Below are 15,644 nucleotides of genomic sequence, written 5' to 3'. Positions count from 1 at the left end.
ACCGCGAGACCTACCGGGACGGCATGCGCCGCGCGCGGCGGCCGTTCTTCGTGTACACCGGCGTGATCGTGGGCGGGTTCGTCGCGGTCCTCGCGCTGGCCGCCGAACTGGTGCTCAGCGAGCGCGTCGAGGTCGCCACGGCCATCGCGCTGCTCGTCCTGGCCGCCCGCTTCCTGGAGCCGCTCGCCCGCCTCATCGACCTCATCGGTGCGCTGCGCGCGATGACGAACAAGATCGGGCGGATCGAGGAGCTGCTGGCCACTCCCGCGCTGCCCGTGCGGGCCGACCCGGTGAGCGGGATCGCCACGGCCGACGTCGAGTTCTCGCACGTCGGCTTCACCTACCCGGGCGGCGACGCCCCCGCGCTGAGCGATGTGTCGCTGCACTGCCGGCCGGGCACCACCACCGCGCTGGTCGGTCCCTCCGGCTCCGGGAAGACGACGGTGACCCGCCTCATCGCCCGGTTCTTCGACGTCGACACGGGGCAGGTGCGCGTCGGTGGCACCGACGTCCGCGAACTCGATCCGGGCGCCCTCCTCGACGAGATCGCCATCGTCTTCCAGGACGTCTATCTGTTCGACGACACCATCGAGAACAATCTGCGCCTGGCGCACCCGGAGGCGACCTGGGACGAACTCACGGAGGTGGCCGCAGCGGCGCGGCTCGATGAGGTGATCGAGCGCCTGCCGGACGGCTGGAGCACCCGCGTGGGCGAGGCCGGCGCCCAGTTGTCGGGCGGCGAACGGCAGCGCGTCGCGATCGCCCGGGCGATGCTCAAGCGGGCCCGCGTCGTGCTCGTCGACGAGGCCAGTTCCGCGCTCGATCCCGAGAACGAGGCCGCGATCACCCAGGCCATCGCCAACCTCGGCGCCGACCCCGGCCGCACGGTGATCGTGATCGCCCACCGGCCCGCCACACTGGCCGCGGCGGATCATGTGGTCTCGCTCGACGGCGGCCAGGTCACGGAGTCCGGCACACCCGAGGAACTGCTGCGCGCGGACGGGGCCTTCGCCCGCCTCAGCCGGCAGTACGAGCGGACGCGGCACTGGCACATCGCCGGCCACGGATGACTCACCCGCCAGGGAAAGGCCGGCCATCGTGAAACCGCGCCTGCTGCCCATCGTGCTGGTGCGACCAGCCCTGATGCCGCTCGGACGACACTCACACCCGGCCATGAGCCGCGGTCAAGGAATCCAGTAAGGAATCCAGTGACGACCCATCGGACACACCCACTCCGCCGAATCCCCCTGAGAGGGCTGTGGGCCGGACTCCTGGCCGCGATCCTGTTCCTGAGCGGATGCGGCTCCGGTACCGGCTCCGGCTCCGGCTCCGGCAGCCGGGAGAACCCGGACGGCGGTCCGGCGAACAGAACAACGGTGTCGGCCGCGAACGGCCGGATCGACGTACCCGTGACCGACAACGACATCTGGGCGCTGGACGTGTTCACGGCGTTGAACCTCATGGCCGTCGGCGCCGTACCGGATCACGCCGCCCGCACCCACAAGGGACAGGAGGCCCGTGAGGAGGTCGCCGCCGCCGCGGGGGTGGAGATCGTCGAGGCGCACCAGCCCGAACTGGTCGCCGCTGCCGGGCCGGCCCTGATCGTCGGGATCGACCACCCCGATCACCGCGCCCTGCTCGAACAGCTCGAAGAGATCGCCCCTGTCGTGCTCATCAAGGACGGGTCCGGGATCGAGACGCAGACGAAGCTGATCGGCGCGATGACGGGACACACCGCCGAGGCCGCCGAGGCCGTCCGCCGCATCGACGCGGCGTCCACCGCGCTGGCCGCGAGGATCGATGACGCGGGCCGCGCCGGGCAGACGGTGTCCGTCCTGCAGAAGTATCCGACCGTGTTCTACGCCTACGACAGCGGCACCCAGCTCAGCGCACTGCTGACCCAGCTGGGACTGAGCCGTCCCAAGGCGCAGTCCGGCACGTCCGCCTGGGGATTCATCGAGGTCTCCGAGGAGAAACTCGAACACCACCGGGCCGACATCATGATCGCGCTGGTCGACCGCATCTACAGCAAGGGGCAGTCCGTGCTCGACAACCCCCTGCTCGACACCTCGGGTGCGACCACCGCTGAGGTGGAGTTCTCCGGCTGGTACAGCGACGACCTGCTCGGCGTGTGGTGGATCCTGCACGATGTGGAGGCCGTCCTGATCGACCGGACACCGCCCGCCACCTTCGACGACGTACCGGCCCTGTGGTCGAGGGCGGCCCAGGTCCCATGAGCCGGGCCCTCACCAACCGCCCGCCCGGGACAGGCGCGGACCACGCCGGGGCCGAGCCGGCCCGGACCCTCTGGCTGCTCGTCGCGACCGTCGTCCTGATGGCCGTGGCGGTCCTGAGCGTCACGGTCGGGGCGAAGCCGATCGCGCTCTCGACGGTCGCCGACGCGCTCACCGGCTTCGACGGGTCGAACGAGCACCGCATCGTGCGCGACCTCCGGCTGCCGCGCACGGCCGCCGGGCTGCTCGTCGGGACCGCCCTCGGGGCATCGGGCGCCCTGATCCAGGCGCTGACCCGCAACCCCCTGGCCGATCCGGGGCTGCTGGGGGTGAACGCCGGGGCCGCGTTGTCCGTCGCGATCGGCATCGCCGTGTTCGGCGCCGGCACGGTCGGCGGATATCTGTGGTTCGCGTTCGCCGGCGCGCTGGCGGCGACACTCGCGGTCTATCTGATCGGATCGGCCGGCCGGGGCGCCGCCGACCCGGTCCGGCTCACACTGGCCGGGGTCGCGATGGGCGCCGTACTGGTGGGCGTCACATCGGCGATGATGCTCCTCCAGCCCCGTACGTTCGACCACATGCGCGGCTGGAACGCGGGCACACTGGTCGGCCGAGGCTCGGATGTGCTGCTCCCCGCCCTGCCGTTCGTGGCCGCCGGACTGCTGCTCGCCCTCGTGTCCGCGCGGTCCCTGAACGGAATCGCCCTCGGCGACCAGCTCGCCGCGTCCCTGGGGGTGCGGGTGAACCGCACCCGCGCCCTCGTGATCACCGCCGTCACGCTGCTCGCCGGAACGGCGACCGCGATCGCCGGGCCGGTCGCGTTCATCGGTCTGATGATCCCTCACACAGCGCGGTGGACCACAGGCCCCGACCAGCGGTGGATTCTCCCCTACGCGATCGTCCTCGCACCCACCCTGCTCCTGCTCGCCGATGTGATCGGCCGGGTCGCGACCTCACCCGGCGAGGTACCGGTGGGCATCGTCACCGCCTTCGTCGGGGCCCCTGTCCTGATTCTGCTGATCCGACGCAGTCGGGCGAGCGGACTGTGAGCACATCCGACACCCCCGGGGCCCACCGGAAGGGGATCGGCTCCGGCCGGCCCGTCGCCGTCATCCGCCGGGGCCCGGTGGCGATCCGCTGGGACCGCAGAGCCGCGATCGTCGCTCTGTCGCTCCTTCCGCTGTGCGGCGGGGTTCTCCTGTGGTCGCTCACGACGGGCGCTCTCCAACTCGGGGTCACCGAGGTCGTCGCGGCCCTCACCGGCAACGGGGACGGCATCACCCGCACCGTCGTCGTCACCTGGCGACTGCCCCGCGCGGTCGCAGCCGTGGTCTTCGGCGCCGGTCTGGCAGTGGCCGGCGCGATCTTCCAGTCGCTGACCAGGAACCCCCTGGCGAGCCCCGACATCATCGGGTTCTCCAGCGGCGCCTACACCGGCGCGCTGATCGTGATCACCGGCATCGGGGGCGGCTGTCTCCAGGTGGCCGTGGGAGCCCTGACCGGGGGCCTGAGCACGGCGGTCGCGGTCTATCTGCTCGCCTATCGCGGCGGCATCCAGGGATTCCGGCTGATCGTCGTCGGCATCGGGATCTCGGCGATGCTCACGGCGGCCAACACCTGGATGCTGCTGCGCGCCCAGCTGGAGACGGCCATCGCCGCGGCCACCTGGGGTGCCGGGTCACTCAACGGCATCACCTGGGACCGGGTCGCTCCGGCCGCTCTCGCCACGCTCGCCCTGCTGATCGTCGCCGGGGGGTTCCAGCCCGCGATGCGCATCCTGGAGATGGGGGACGACACCGCACACGCGCTCGGCGTCCGCGTGGAACGCAGCAGACTGTTCCTGCTGCTGACCGGCGTGGTGATCACCGCCGCCATCACCGCCGCGGCGGGACCGATCACGTTCATCGCCCTCGCGGCACCGCAGATCGCCCGCCGCCTCACCCGGGGTCCGGGAGTCACCCTCACCGCCTCGGCGCTGACCGGTGCGCTGCTGCTGGCCGTCGCCGATCACGCCGCGCAGCACCTGCTGCCCCAGGTCCTGCCGGTCGGCGTCGTCACGGTTGTCGCCGGGGGCGCCTATCTCGTATGGCTGCTCATCCACGAACAGCGGCGCCGTGGGTGAAACGGGGCCGTGACGCGCACGGACCGGCCCTGGTCCCCGGCACCGCCGGCCGACGGGCCCGCGGCCGGGACCCGGGGAGGTGCACAATCGAGTGAGGGGGGCGAAACGGCTGCCCCGAGGTGATCAGATGCCTGCGAAACGATCCCGCTCCCGATACGCCCCGGACCGGGGGCTCACCACCCGCATGGTGACGACGATGTTCCTCATCGGGCTGCTGTACGTCGTCTTCGTGGGCGTTCTCCTCGCGCTCCTGAAGGGCGCCTGGCCGATCATTCTGCTGGTCGCGGGCGCTCTGTTCATCGCGCAGTTCTGGTTCAGTGACCGGATCGCCGCCCATGGCATGGGCGCGCGGGAGGTCACCCCCGAGCAGGCACCCGAACTGCACGGCACCGTGGACCGGGTCTGCGCCCTCGCCGACCTGCCCAAACCGCGGGTCGCGATCGCCGAGAGCGATGTGCCGAACGCCTTCGCCACCGGCCGCAGCCAGAAGACGGCCCTGGTCTGCGCCACCACGGGCCTGCTCCGCAGGCTGGAGCCCGAGGAACTGGAGGGCGTTCTCGCCCACGAGCTGTCGCATGTCGCCCACCGCGATGTCGCGGTGATGACGATCGCGTCGTTCCTCGGTGTCCTGGCCGGTGTGATGACCCGTATCGGGCTGTACGGGGGGCTCGGCAGGGCCGGGCGCGACAACAGCAACACCGCGATCGCGGTGGCCCTGATTCCGCTGGTCAGCGCGGCGGTGTACGTCGTCAGCTTCCTGCTGACCAGGCTGCTCTCGCGCTACCGGGAACTCGCCGCCGACCGTGCCGCCGCCCTGCTGACCGGCCGCCCGTCAGCGCTCGCCTCGGCCCTGACTAAGGTGACCGGCGAGATGGCGCGGATTCCGACCCGGGACCTCCGCAAGGCGGAGCCGTACAACTCCTTCTGGTTCGCGCCCGCCTTCTCCTCGGGCCAGAGCCTGGGGCGGCTGCTCTCCTCGCACCCGACGCTGGAGCAGCGTCTTGAGCAGCTGGCGGGGATCGCCGCCCGGCTGGCCCGCCCGTGAGGACCCGGCGGTCCCCCGTATCCCTGACTCCCTGCACAGCCGGAGGTGGTTCTGTGGGACTCCTCGACACGATCCTCGGGCGCAGCAAGCCGGTGCGCCCCGACCTCGACCAGCTCTTCGCGGTGCCCGGCGCGGCGATCACCCTTCAGGCCGGAGCGGGATTCACCCCCACCGGCGCCGGCGCGGTCTGCTTCGCCACCGTCGAGGGCGGCGCCTTCGCCCGGATCCAGCAGGACGTACGCGAGCTGCTGGATGCCGGCACCGGCAGCGGCGGTGTCCCCGTCGAGGTCAGCCAGGACGAGTACGGTTACACCTGGCTCCTCGTCCGCCGGCCGGCCAGCGACACGGCATCGCTGGTCAACGATCTGCACGCGGTCAACACCCTCCTGGAGGAGGGCGGCTTCGGGCCGCAGCTGCTCTGCTCCCTGATCGCGTTCCGCGAGGCCACGGGCAGCCGTGCGCTGGCGCTGGTCTATCTCTACAAGCGCGGCACCTTCTACCCCTTCGCACCGCTGCCCGGCGCGGCGGAGAAGCGTGACAACGCCCTGGAACTCCAGGCCAGGGCCCTCCTCACGGACGATCTGCGGATCGAGCCGGATCTCGCCCGGTGGTTCCCCGTCTGGGGGGCGCCGGGGCTGGGGATCTGAGCCCGCCACCCGGCCGGGGGCCGCGGAAGGTCCCGGCCGGGGGCTCAGCCCCGGGTGAAGGCCAGGATCGTGGAGAGGTTCATCGGGCGGCGGGTGGAGAGATAGAGATACGGCGCGGGGATGCGCGGGCTGGTCAGCTCGATCCGCAGGGCGGTGGGGACATAGCCGCGGATCAGCAGCAGCGCGTGCGGGTCGGCCCGCCGGGTGCGCCACTCGAACGCCTCGTGGGCGTCGAGGATCTCGGCGAGACCCAGCTCTTCCACCGGGATACGGTGCTTGCCCACGAGCAGGGTGCCCGGCGTGACGGCGATACGGACGGACCCGTAGACGTACGCGGCCACCGAACCGCCGATGGCTGCCACGGCGGCGGCGACCACCGCCGCGACCGGACCGTACGGCAGGAAGACCAACCCCAGGGCCACCCCGGCGAGTTGCGCCAGCAGCCACCAGGAACGCGGTACGGACAGCCGCTCTTCGTAAAGATGCATGCGGTCAGTCTTCCCCCGTGGCCGTCGCGCCCCGCAGGCGGGTGCGCCGGGTGGCCGGAGCGGTGTTCCCGCGCCCAGCAGGGATCTCATCGGCCGTCAGCCGCACGCCCCCGGTCCCGTCCCGTGGGGACGGCGGTCGGACCGGACGGCGCGGAGGACACGGACAGCGCGGAAAGGCCGGACGGCGCGGAGAGGCCCGATGTCGCGGAGGACACGGACGCCGCCGAAGGCGTGGAAGGCACAGCGGGCCGCTTCGGCTGACCTCCGTGGCATGGCCGTGGTAGCGTTCGTGCCGCAGAGGCAACCGGGCCAGCTGCGACGAGATGACGGGAGGTGAGTTGATGACTGCCGTAGAGGCCGCTGCTGTGTGCAGTGCCCGCCGGACCATCCTCACATCCCGGGCCCCGGTCTGACCTGACGTTCACCCCTGCCCGAGCCACCCGGCTCGCTGGGGCAGAGCTTCGCGGCTCAACGGGGTCCCTGTTCAAGGGTCTCTACTGTTGTCCCCATCCGCTTTCCACGATGCTCAGCCGTACTTCCAGGCGGAGTACGGCCGACACGAGGCGTGTGAGCACGCCGTCGTACCCCGTCGCACCGCCGACGGGTCCTTCCCCGAGATCGAGCGCCTCACCCAGGACTGCCGGTTCGCCGACTGCGAGCACGGGCGCGAGCCCGACTGCGCGGTGATGGACGCCGTCACGGCCGGTGAGATCCCCAAGCACCGGCTGGACGGCTACCAGCAGTTGCTGAGGGAGGACGCCTACGCCGCCGCGCGCACCGACGCGCGGCTACGGGCCGACCGCGAGGCCGCGAAGAAGGACATCACGCGGCATCTGCGCGCCACCTACCGGTTCCGGGAGCGCCAGCTGTGAACACAACCGGTACACCCGACCACGCTCCTGGCGCCGACCCGGTGACGGCGGCGTTGTTCGCCCTGCACCACGACCTGCCCCGGCAGGGTCCCGGCTCGGACGCCACCACCCGGCGCATGCTGGAGATGGCCGGGCCGCTGCCCGGGCGCCCCCGGGTGCTGGACGCGGGGTGCGGCCCCGGCCGGGCCGGCCTGCTGCTGGCCGAGGAAGCCGGGGCGCAGGTGACCGCGGTCGACCTGCACCAGCCCTTCCTGGACGGCCTGGCCGCCGAGGCGGCCCGCCGGGGCCTGGGCGACCGGGTCACGGTCGTCAACCGCTCGATGGACCGGCTGCCGTTCCCCGATCACAGCTTCGATGTGATCTGGGCCGAGGGCTCCGTCTACAACATCGGCTTCGATGTCGCCCTGCGGGTGTGGCGCCGCCTGCTCGCGCCCGGTGGCGTCCTTGTCCTCACCGAGGTCGAATGGACCGTGCCCAACCCGGCCGCCGCGGTCCGCGCCTACTGGGACGCGGCCTACCCGCTGCGAACCCGCGCCGCGAACGCCGACTCGGCACAGGCCGCCGGCTACCGGGTCCACGCGTACTGGCCGCTGCCCGAAAGCGACTGGTGGGACGAGTACTACACCCCGCTCGCCGAACGGATCGCCCGAGCGGACCCACGGCGGCCCGGCATGCCCGAGGCAGTCGCCGGCACCCGGGCCGAGATCGCCATGCGGCGGGAGCACGGCAGCGACTACGACTACGCCGCCTATGTCCTCCGCCCCCATGACAACACCACCGACACCAGCAGGAACGGAACCGCCATGACCACCTGGACCACCCGGCCCGAGACCGCCGACGACATCGCGGCCATCCGCGCCATCAGCCTCGCCGCCTTCCCCACCGCCGAGGAAGCGGGCATCATCGACGCCCTGCGCGCCGACCCGAAGGCGTGGATCGACGGCCTGTCGATGGTCACCGAGGCCCCCGACGGCACTCTGGTGGGACACGCGCTGTTCACCCGCTGCCATGTCGACGGCGAGCCCGCGCTCGCCCTGGCCCCGTGCGCGGTGCTGCCATCGGCGCAGCGCACCGGCGCGGGCTCGGCGGCCATCCGGGCGGGCCTGGCCGCCGCCCGGGCCGCCGGAGAGAACCTCGTCCTCGTCCTGGGACACGCCGACTACTACCCTCGGTTCGGCTTCACCCCGGCCTCCGGCTTCGGCATCCGGGCACCCTTCGATGTGCCTGACGAGGCCATGATGGCCATGGCACTGGACGACACCCGCTCGGTACCCAAGGGCACCATCCAGTACCCGGCCGCGTTCGGCGTCTGACCCCTCCGCGGTGCCCCGGGGGGATCCCCGGGGCACCGTAGGGGCCTTCCAACTCCGCCTTCGCCGCGTCATCTCCGTCTCTGTCGCGTCCAGGCCCCACCGGCTGACTGACCGACGCCCGCGCGCCCGCAGTGTCCGTGCCACCGGGGCCGTGCCCCCGCTCGCGACGATCAGTGTCTGCCGCCGGGGCGGCGATCCGCTGCCGCGGCGGTGACCAGTCCGCACCAGGCTATACCGGCGGCGTCGTCCGCCTCGCTCACGGCGTCCAGCCAGCGCTGCCAGAAGCCGTTCCCGCTCCAGGAGGTGAAGCGCCGGTGCGCGGTGGAGTGGGAGACCCCGAAGTGGGCGGGGAGTTGCTGCCAGCCGCAGCCGGAGGTGAGCACATAGACGACGGCGGTGAAGGCCGCCCGCTCGTCCCCGGGGCCGTCGGGCAGCAGAGGTTCGGCGGCGGCCCACAGCCCGTCGGGGACCAGCCGCCGGGCCAGGACCGGCCCGAGTACGGTGGCGGAACGGCCCCTGGTCTCCTCGGCGACCGCGCTCACCGTGTCGGCGGACCGGTCGGCGGGCACGGCGCCGCCGGGCCGGCCGGCGATGTCGACCCGCCGGTCGGCGGGGTCGATCTCCTGGGCGCGGTACGCCTTCCACTGCGCCAGCAGATCGTGGTGGCTGCCGCGGATCCAGCGCATGTAGTCGCGCATATTGGCCAGGCGGCGGCGCGGCGCCTCCTCTTCGGGGCCGAGCAGGGCCAGGGCCTGGTCGGCGAGCTGTCCCTGCCGGTCCAGATGGCGCCGTTCACCCGCCAGGAAGCTGCCCCACACATCGTCGTCGACGCGGAAGTAGTGGCTGCGCTTCCCGGGCACCGGGTGCCGTCTGATGAACCCCGCCTCGACCAGGCGGCGGGTCGCGAGGGAGACCGAACCGGCGCTCACCCCCAGCTCACGGGCGAGTTCGGCCGAGGACACATACGGCACATCGGTGATGAGGAGATACGCGACCACCCGGCCGTCCATGCGCCCGCTGCCGGCCGCCTCCCACACCAGGCCGATCTCCTCCACGAACGCCTTCCGGCTCCACGCACCGCTGTCGTGGTGCCCGTCGCTTTCATCGTGCCCGTCGGTGTCGTGCGCCGTGCCCGCCTCGGCGTCGCCGCCCATGCTTCCTCCAGTAAACTTTCATCTCATGCTAAAAGTTTCGCACTTTTGCATTGACATAGCATCTCAACCCGCCAAGGATCACGGTACGCGCCGCATTGAGCACACGGCAGCCCGGTCCGTCCCCGGGCCGGCCCACGGCGCCCGCCCATTCTCCCCGGGGAGTCGTCTTGCGCAGATCATCCATGTTCACAGCCTCGGCGAGCCTATCGCTGACCCTCGTACTGACCCTGGCCGGCTGTTCCGGCGGCGGCGACGGCGGAGGCGGTGCGTCGGGGGCCGAGGGATTCTCGGTCGCCTCGGGCGAACCCGACCATCTCACTCCCGGCCGTACCACCATCGGCTACGACCAGGTCCGCGTTCTCTTCGCGCCCCTGGTCAGGGTCGATGACAAGGGAAAGGTCAGTTACGTCCAGGCCGAGTCGGTGACCTCCGCGGACGCCCGGCGCTGGACCGTCAAGCTCCGCCCCGGGTGGAAGTTCCACAACGGTGAGGCGGTCACCGCGCAGAGCTACGCCGATGCCTGGAACGCCACCGCCTACGGACCCAACGGCTGGGCCGGCAACGGCCAGCTCGCGGGCATCGAGGGGTACGCGGCGCTGAACCCGGCCAAGGGCAAACCGACGGCGAAGACCCTGTCGGGGGTGAAGGTCGTCGACGCCACGACCCTGGAAGTCACCCTCTCCAGTCCCGACAGTCAGTTCCCGCTCCGTCTCACCCCGAGCCAGACCGGCTTCTACCCGCTGCCGAAGGCGGCGTTCGCGGACCTCGAAGCGTATGACAAGCAGCCCATCGGCAACGGCCCCTTCCGGATGACCGCCGCCTGGAAACCCAACGGGGGCGCCACGGTCACCGCCTATGACGCGTATCAGGGCCCCAAGCCGAAGGCGCCCGCCATCACCTTCAAGTCCTACACCGACCTCAACACCGCATACACCGACGCGCTCGCGGGCAACACCGATCTGGCCGGCGTGCCCGTCAGCAAGTTCGGCCAGGCCAAGGCCGACTTCGGGGACCGGCTGCACACCTACGAAGCGCCCTCGCTGGAGTTCATCGCGCTGCCGCTGCTCGGCGACCGGTTCAAGGACGTACGGCTGCGCAAAGCCATGTCCATGGCCATCGACCGTACCGCCGTGAACAAGGCCATCTACGGTGGTCTCTACACCCCGGCCACCTCGCTCACCCCGCCGTCCGAGGTCGGCGCGCAGACGGGCCTGTGCGACGCCTGCGCCTTCGACCCGGCCGGGGCCAGGAAGCTGTTCGATCAGGCCGGCGGCTGGTCCGGGGAACTGACGATCACCTACCCGGGCGGCCTCGGTCTGGACGAGCTGTACAAGGCGGTCGCCAACCAGCTCAGGCAGAACCTGGGCATCCGCCAGGTCCGGGCCGTGCCCACCGCCGACTGGGCGGAGTTCAGCGAGAAGGTGATCGGCAAGAAGATCACCGGACTCTCGCACGCCCGCTGGGGTGCCCTGTACCCGAGTATGCAGAACACCCTGTACGGCATCTTCACCAAGAGCGGCGGCTGTATGTGCAGCAACTACAGCGACGCGGGCGTCGACAAACTGCTCAGGCAGGCCGACGCGGCCACCGAGCCGACCGCCGCGCAGCGGCTCTACAACGATGCCCAGAAGGCGATCCTCGCGGACTTCCCGGTGATCCCGCTCTTCTACGGCAGCTATGTGTACGCCACCACCGAGCGGGTGACCGGGGTGAACGTGGGCCCGGCCGAAGTCGATCTCACCCAGGTCTCCGTCAGAGGTTGACCCATCCGTCACGGGCTGATCGTTCCGTCAGGGGCTACCCCTCCCGCAGGGGTTGACCCACCCGCCACCGGCTCACCCTCCGTCACCGGCAGCCCTCCCGAGCCGCCCGGCCGCACCGTTCCAACGGCCCCGTGCCCCGTGCCCCGTACACGCCGCACCGGTCGTCGCCCCCGCCGCCCCGGCTCGAAGGGGCCGGGCGCCGGGCCCGGCATTCCGCGCCGGGCGCCTCCCCCTTCTACCCCGGAGATCCGCACCCGTATGACAGCCGCGACTTCCGAACACCTTGCCTCCGACAGCCCCGCGGCGGGACCCGACATCTGGGTCAAGCACGCGAAGACCGTCCCGGAGACCCATGCCTATCCGACCGTGGACGAACTCCTCAGCCGGTTCCGGGAGCTGGCCGCGCTCCATCCCCGGCTGATGACCGAGCGGCGGATCGGCACCTCCACACTCGGCGAACCCCTGTACTGCTTCACCGTGGGCGAGGGCGGCACCGCCGCCGGGGAGGACGGCGGATACGTCGTCGTCGGCGGGGTCCATCCCAATGAGCCGGTCGGCGCGGTGACGACGCTGCACCTCGCCACCGCCCTGTGCGAGGATCCGGAGCTGCGTGCCCACTTCGGCGGCGCCTGGCACATCGTGCCCTGTGTCGACCCCGACGGGGCCCGGCTCAACGAGGGCTGGTTCGCCGCCCCCGCCGACAAGCGCGCCTACGGCCGCCACTTCTACCGCCCGGCGGGCGACCAGCAGGTCGAATGGACCTTCCCCTTCGCGTACAAGAACGCCTACTTCGACCGGGTCCTGCCCGAGACGCTGGCGCTGATGCGGCTGCTGGACACCGTCCGCCCCCGCTTCCTCACCACCCTGCACAACTGTGAGTCGGGCGGTGTCTACTACTACCTGAACCGCCCGGCCCCCGAGTTGTACGGCGTCCTCGCCGAGATCCCGGCATCCCTCGGCCTGCCGCTGGCGACCGGCGAACCGGAGGCCGCGCACGCCCCCCGCTATGCCCCGGCCGTCTTCGGCTGTATCGATATGAAGGACGCCTACGAGTACCTCGAAGGGCTCGGCGTCGACGCCGCCGCCAAGATCGCGGGATCGTCCAGCGCCGCGTACGCCGAGCGGTACGGCACCTTCTACTTCGTCACGGAGGTCCCGCACTGGAGCCACCCGGACGCCGACGACGACACACCCGCCGATGAGCGGTACGGCGATGTGGTCGGGCGCCGGGCCCGGCTGCTGGGCGAGACCGGTGCGTATCTGTCGGACATCCTCGACCGGGCGAGCCCTCATCTGAACATCCCGACCCCCTTCCTGCGGGCGGTGCGCGACTTCGTCCCCTCCCTCACCGAGGTCGCCGCGCAGGAGTCGGCCCGCGCCGGCGACCTGCCCGAGCGGGCCGCGACGGTCGCCGAGAGATTCGACTGCGAGGCGAGCGTGCACAGCTTCCGCATCCGTATCGGCGGCATGCTGCTGCGGGCCCTGAACGCCGAACTGGCCGCGGGGACCGCCACCCCCGAAGTGCGCCGGTGCCACGAGGAACTGCTCGCCACGTACGAGATCTGGGAGCGCGAGGCGGACCCGGTCACCGGCGAACCCATCGCGATCTCCACCCTGGCCGGCATCCAGTACGGGGTGCTCCTCGCCGCCGCCGACCACGCGCGCACCGAAACGGGCCACGAGAGCACCGCAGGCACCGCCACAGGCCACGGAGGCACCGCAGGCGCCGCCGCCGCCGGCCACGCGCGCACCACGGCCCATCACGAGACCGCCACCGCCCGCCCGGACCACACCGGGGAACCACGATGACGTATCTGCTACGCCGCCTGCTTGAGGCACTGGTCGTCTTCTTCGGCATCAGCCTGGTCATCTACTCGATGACCTATGTGCTGCCCGGCGACCCCGTCGCCGCCCTCGCGGGTGACCGGCCGCTGGCGCCGAGCGTGGCACGGGCCCTGCGCGAACAGCACCACCTGGACGACCCGTTGCTCGTCCAGTACGGCCACTACCTGGCCGGACTGTTCCAGGGCGACCTGGGCACGGACTTCACCGGCCGCCCGGTCGCCGAGCAGATGGCCGACCGCTGGCCCGTCACGATCAAGCTGGCCCTGACCGCCTGGATCATCGAGTCCGTCGTCGGGATCGGCCTCGGAGTGCTCGCGGCGCTGCGCCGGGGCACCTGGACGGACCGCACGGTGCTCGCGTTCACCATCGGTGCCACCTCGGTCCCGGTGTTCGTGCTCGCGTACACGGCACAGGTCGTCCTCGGGGTGAAGTTCGAACTGTTCCCGGTCGCCGGGGTCACCGACGGCTGGCCCACGAGTTACATTCTGCCGGCGGTGTGTGTCGCCGCCTTCGGGCTGGCGTCGGTGTCCCGGCTGGTCAGGGCCGAGGTCATCGACAATCTGCGGGCCGACTACGTCCGCACCGCGTTCGCCAAGGGCCTCACCCGGCGCAGGGTGGTCGGCGTCCATGTGCTGCGCAACTCCATGATCCCGACCATCACCTATCTCGCCGTCGACCTCGGCTATCTCCTCGGCGGCACCGTGATCATCGAGGGTGTCTTCAACCTGCCCGGCATCGGCCAGCTCCTCTTCCAGGCCATCCGCGGCCACGCCGGACCGACGGTGGTGGGGGTGTCGACCGCCCTGATCCTGATCTTCCTCGCCGCGAGCGTCCTGGTCGACCTCCTCAACAGCCTCCTGGACCCGAGGATCCGCCATGACTGACACTCTGACCGCGTCGCCACCCGACGACACCGCGACCGACGCCGCCCCCGCCCGGGGTGGCGGCCCCGGATGGCGTGAACTGCGCCGGAGACCGGTGTTCCTGCTCACCGGCGGCTGTGTGGTGCTGCTCATCCTCCTCGCCGCCGCGCCGGGTCTCTTCGCGGGCTGGTTCGGCAACGGCGACCCCACCGCCTGTGACCTCGCGAACAGTGCGAAGGGCCCGTCCGCCGGACACCCCTTCGGCTACGACGTCCAGGGCTGCGACCTGTACGCGAATGTCATCCACGGAGCACGCGCCTCGCTCGGTGTGGGGTTCCTCGCCACCGGCTGTGCCCTGGCCGTGGCGCTCGTCCTCGGCTGCCTCGCCGGAATGGCCGGCCGGATCGTGGACAGCGTCGTCGCCCGGCTGACCGACATCTTCCTCGGCTTCCCCTTCCTGCTCGGCGCGATCGTCGTCCTCAACACCGTCACCACCCGCGACATACCGACCGTGGCCGCCGTGCTGGCACTGTTCGGCTGGCCGACCATGACCCGGGTGGTCCGCTCCTCGGTCCGGTCGGTGCGGGAGGCCGACTATGTCGTGATGGCCCGCAGTCTCGGCTCCGGCCCCTGGGGCATCGTCCGCCGGCACATCATTCCCAACATCCTCACCCCGGTCCTCGTCCTCGCCACCATCACCGTCGGCGGCGTCATCGTCGCCGAGGCGGCGCTGACGTTCCTCGGTGTCGGGCTGCAATCCCCCTCGATCTCCTGGGGACTTCAGCTCGCGGGCGCGCAGAACTCCTTCCGGAACCACCCGCATCTGCTGATCTTCCCGGGGCTGTTCCTCTCCTTCACCGTCTTCGTACTCATCACCTTCGGCGACACCGTGCGTGACGCCCTGGACCCGAGAGGCCGGTGAACCACGAGATGACCACGAACGACAGCGCAGCCGCCGTACCGGCGCCCGTGCTGGAGGCCGAGGACCTGACCGTCGATCTGCTGTCCCGCACCGCGGGCACACCGGATTCCCGGCGCGTGGTCCACGGCGTCTCCTTCACCCTGCGCCAGGGCGAGACCCTCGCGCTCATCGGCGAGTCCGGGTCCGGCAAGAGCCTGTCCGCGCTGGCGCTGATGGGCCTGCTGCCCGCCGCCACCGCCCGGGTCGGCGGCAGCGTCCGCCACCACGGCACGGATCTGCTGACGCTGGACCCCGGCGCACTGCGCGCCCGGCGCGGCAAACACCTCGCGATGATCTTCCAGGACGCCCTGTCCGCCCTCAACCCCACACTCACCGT

Annotated in this window: 16 protein-coding genes; 14 read left to right on the top strand and 2 right to left on the bottom strand. The window is 71.4% G+C overall.

All coding sequences use genetic code 11. The annotated features are described in order from the left end of the window. From ACWF94_RS14405 to pspAB, 6 genes are all read left to right on the top strand, one after another. On the top strand, positions 1–1,070 hold a 1,070-nt coding region (locus ACWF94_RS14405), incomplete at its 5' end, for an ABC transporter ATP-binding protein (RefSeq protein WP_453487664.1). A 138-nt stretch (positions 1,071–1,208) separates the two neighbouring features. Beyond that, positions 1,209–2,237: an ABC transporter substrate-binding protein gene (locus ACWF94_RS14400; RefSeq protein WP_453487663.1), complete on the top strand. Its 1,029-nt coding sequence runs from the start codon at positions 1,209–1,211 to the stop codon at positions 2,235–2,237. Beyond that, positions 2,234–3,283 (top strand): iron chelate uptake ABC transporter family permease subunit, encoded by a 1,050-nt coding sequence (locus tag ACWF94_RS14395; protein ID WP_453487662.1) that lies wholly within the window; start codon positions 2,234–2,236, stop codon positions 3,281–3,283. The genes ACWF94_RS14400 and ACWF94_RS14395 overlap by 4 nt, the downstream gene beginning before the upstream one ends. Beyond that, complete coding sequence (locus ACWF94_RS14390; RefSeq protein WP_453487661.1) at positions 3,280–4,356, top strand: FecCD family ABC transporter permease; 1,077 nt, start codon at positions 3,280–3,282, stop codon at positions 4,354–4,356. The genes ACWF94_RS14395 and ACWF94_RS14390 overlap by 4 nt, the downstream gene beginning before the upstream one ends. A gap of 127 nt (positions 4,357–4,483) precedes the next feature. Continuing rightward, on the top strand, positions 4,484–5,401 hold the full coding sequence (gene htpX / locus ACWF94_RS14385; RefSeq protein WP_453487660.1) for a zinc metalloprotease HtpX: 918 nt from the start codon (positions 4,484–4,486) through the stop codon (positions 5,399–5,401). 53 nt (positions 5,402–5,454) lie between these two features. Next, the gene (gene pspAB / locus ACWF94_RS14380) at positions 5,455–6,048 is read left to right on the top strand and encodes a PspA-associated protein PspAB (RefSeq protein WP_453487659.1); all 594 of its coding nucleotides are present in this window, start codon (positions 5,455–5,457) and stop codon (positions 6,046–6,048) included. 44 nt (positions 6,049–6,092) lie between these two features. Here the strand turns inward: pspAB and ACWF94_RS14375 are convergent, their stop codons facing one another. Then, positions 6,093–6,536: a DUF3093 domain-containing protein gene (locus ACWF94_RS14375; RefSeq protein WP_453487658.1), complete on the bottom strand. Its 444-nt coding sequence runs from the start codon at positions 6,534–6,536 to the stop codon at positions 6,093–6,095. A 123-nt stretch (positions 6,537–6,659) separates the two neighbouring features. Here ACWF94_RS14375 and ACWF94_RS14370 point away from each other — a divergent pair, with 123 nt between their 5' ends. The 3 genes from ACWF94_RS14370 to ACWF94_RS14360 all read left to right on the top strand — a co-directional run bounded on the left by ACWF94_RS14370 (position 6,660) and on the right by ACWF94_RS14360 (position 8,721). Further along, positions 6,660–6,797 carry a hypothetical protein gene (locus tag ACWF94_RS14370; protein WP_453487657.1) on the top strand — a complete coding sequence of 46 codons (138 nt, stop codon included), beginning with the start codon at positions 6,660–6,662 and terminating at the stop codon, positions 6,795–6,797. 239 nt (positions 6,798–7,036) lie between these two features. Next, complete coding sequence (locus ACWF94_RS14365; RefSeq protein WP_453487656.1) at positions 7,037–7,408, top strand: hypothetical protein; 372 nt, start codon at positions 7,037–7,039, stop codon at positions 7,406–7,408. Beyond that, on the top strand, positions 7,405–8,721 hold the full coding sequence (locus ACWF94_RS14360) for a GNAT family N-acetyltransferase (RefSeq protein WP_453487655.1): 1,317 nt from the start codon (positions 7,405–7,407) through the stop codon (positions 8,719–8,721). The genes ACWF94_RS14365 and ACWF94_RS14360 overlap by 4 nt, the downstream gene beginning before the upstream one ends. 170 nt (positions 8,722–8,891) lie before the next feature. Here ACWF94_RS14360 and ACWF94_RS14355 read toward each other — a convergent pair whose 3' ends face one another. Next, the gene (locus ACWF94_RS14355; protein WP_453487654.1) at positions 8,892–9,875 is read right to left on the bottom strand and encodes a transposase; all 984 of its coding nucleotides are present in this window, start codon (positions 9,873–9,875) and stop codon (positions 8,892–8,894) included. A 167-nt stretch (positions 9,876–10,042) separates the two neighbouring features. On the opposite strand from ACWF94_RS14355, the gene ACWF94_RS14350 reads away from it, so the two are divergent. The 5 genes from ACWF94_RS14350 to ACWF94_RS14330 all read left to right on the top strand — a co-directional run. Continuing rightward, a complete protein-coding gene (locus tag ACWF94_RS14350; protein ID WP_453487653.1) occupies positions 10,043–11,638 on the top strand; it encodes a peptide ABC transporter substrate-binding protein in 1,596 nt (531 codons plus the stop codon). Between the two features lie 258 nt (positions 11,639–11,896). Beyond that, positions 11,897–13,447, top strand: coding sequence for a M14 family zinc carboxypeptidase (locus tag ACWF94_RS14345; protein ID WP_453487652.1), 1,551 nt, complete (start codon positions 11,897–11,899; stop codon positions 13,445–13,447). Continuing rightward, the gene (locus ACWF94_RS14340; RefSeq protein ID WP_453487651.1) at positions 13,444–14,367 is read left to right on the top strand and encodes an ABC transporter permease; all 924 of its coding nucleotides are present in this window, start codon (positions 13,444–13,446) and stop codon (positions 14,365–14,367) included. The genes ACWF94_RS14345 and ACWF94_RS14340 overlap by 4 nt, the downstream gene beginning before the upstream one ends. Further along, positions 14,360–15,268 carry an ABC transporter permease gene (locus ACWF94_RS14335; RefSeq protein WP_453487650.1) on the top strand — a complete coding sequence of 303 codons (909 nt, stop codon included), beginning with the start codon at positions 14,360–14,362 and terminating at the stop codon, positions 15,266–15,268. Before ACWF94_RS14340 ends, ACWF94_RS14335 begins: the two co-directional genes overlap by 8 nt. 8 nt (positions 15,269–15,276) lie before the next feature. Next, the coding region (locus ACWF94_RS14330) for an ATP-binding cassette domain-containing protein (RefSeq protein WP_453487649.1) at positions 15,277–15,644 on the top strand (368 nt) is incomplete at its 3' end.

It is taken from the genome of Streptomyces sp. NPDC055078 (genome assembly GCF_053607985.1).
This window is presented reverse-complemented; position numbering and strand designations above follow the sequence as displayed.

Coding starts and splice junctions, on each gene's coding strand:
- ACWF94_RS14335 (WP_453487650.1), top strand. CDS start 14,360: ATGACTGACACTCTGACCGCGTCGCCACCCGACGACACCGCGACCGAC.
- ACWF94_RS14345 (WP_453487652.1), top strand. CDS start 11,897: ATGACAGCCGCGACTTCCGAACACCTTGCCTCCGACAGCCCCGCGGCG.
- ACWF94_RS14340 (WP_453487651.1), top strand. CDS start 13,444: ATGACGTATCTGCTACGCCGCCTGCTTGAGGCACTGGTCGTCTTCTTC.
- ACWF94_RS14355 (WP_453487654.1), bottom strand. CDS start 9,875: ATGGGCGGCGACGCCGAGGCGGGCACGGCGCACGACACCGACGGGCAC.
- htpX (WP_453487660.1), top strand. CDS start 4,484: ATGCCTGCGAAACGATCCCGCTCCCGATACGCCCCGGACCGGGGGCTC.
- ACWF94_RS14375 (WP_453487658.1), bottom strand. CDS start 6,536: ATGCATCTTTACGAAGAGCGGCTGTCCGTACCGCGTTCCTGGTGGCTG.
- ACWF94_RS14395 (WP_453487662.1), top strand. CDS start 2,234: ATGAGCCGGGCCCTCACCAACCGCCCGCCCGGGACAGGCGCGGACCAC.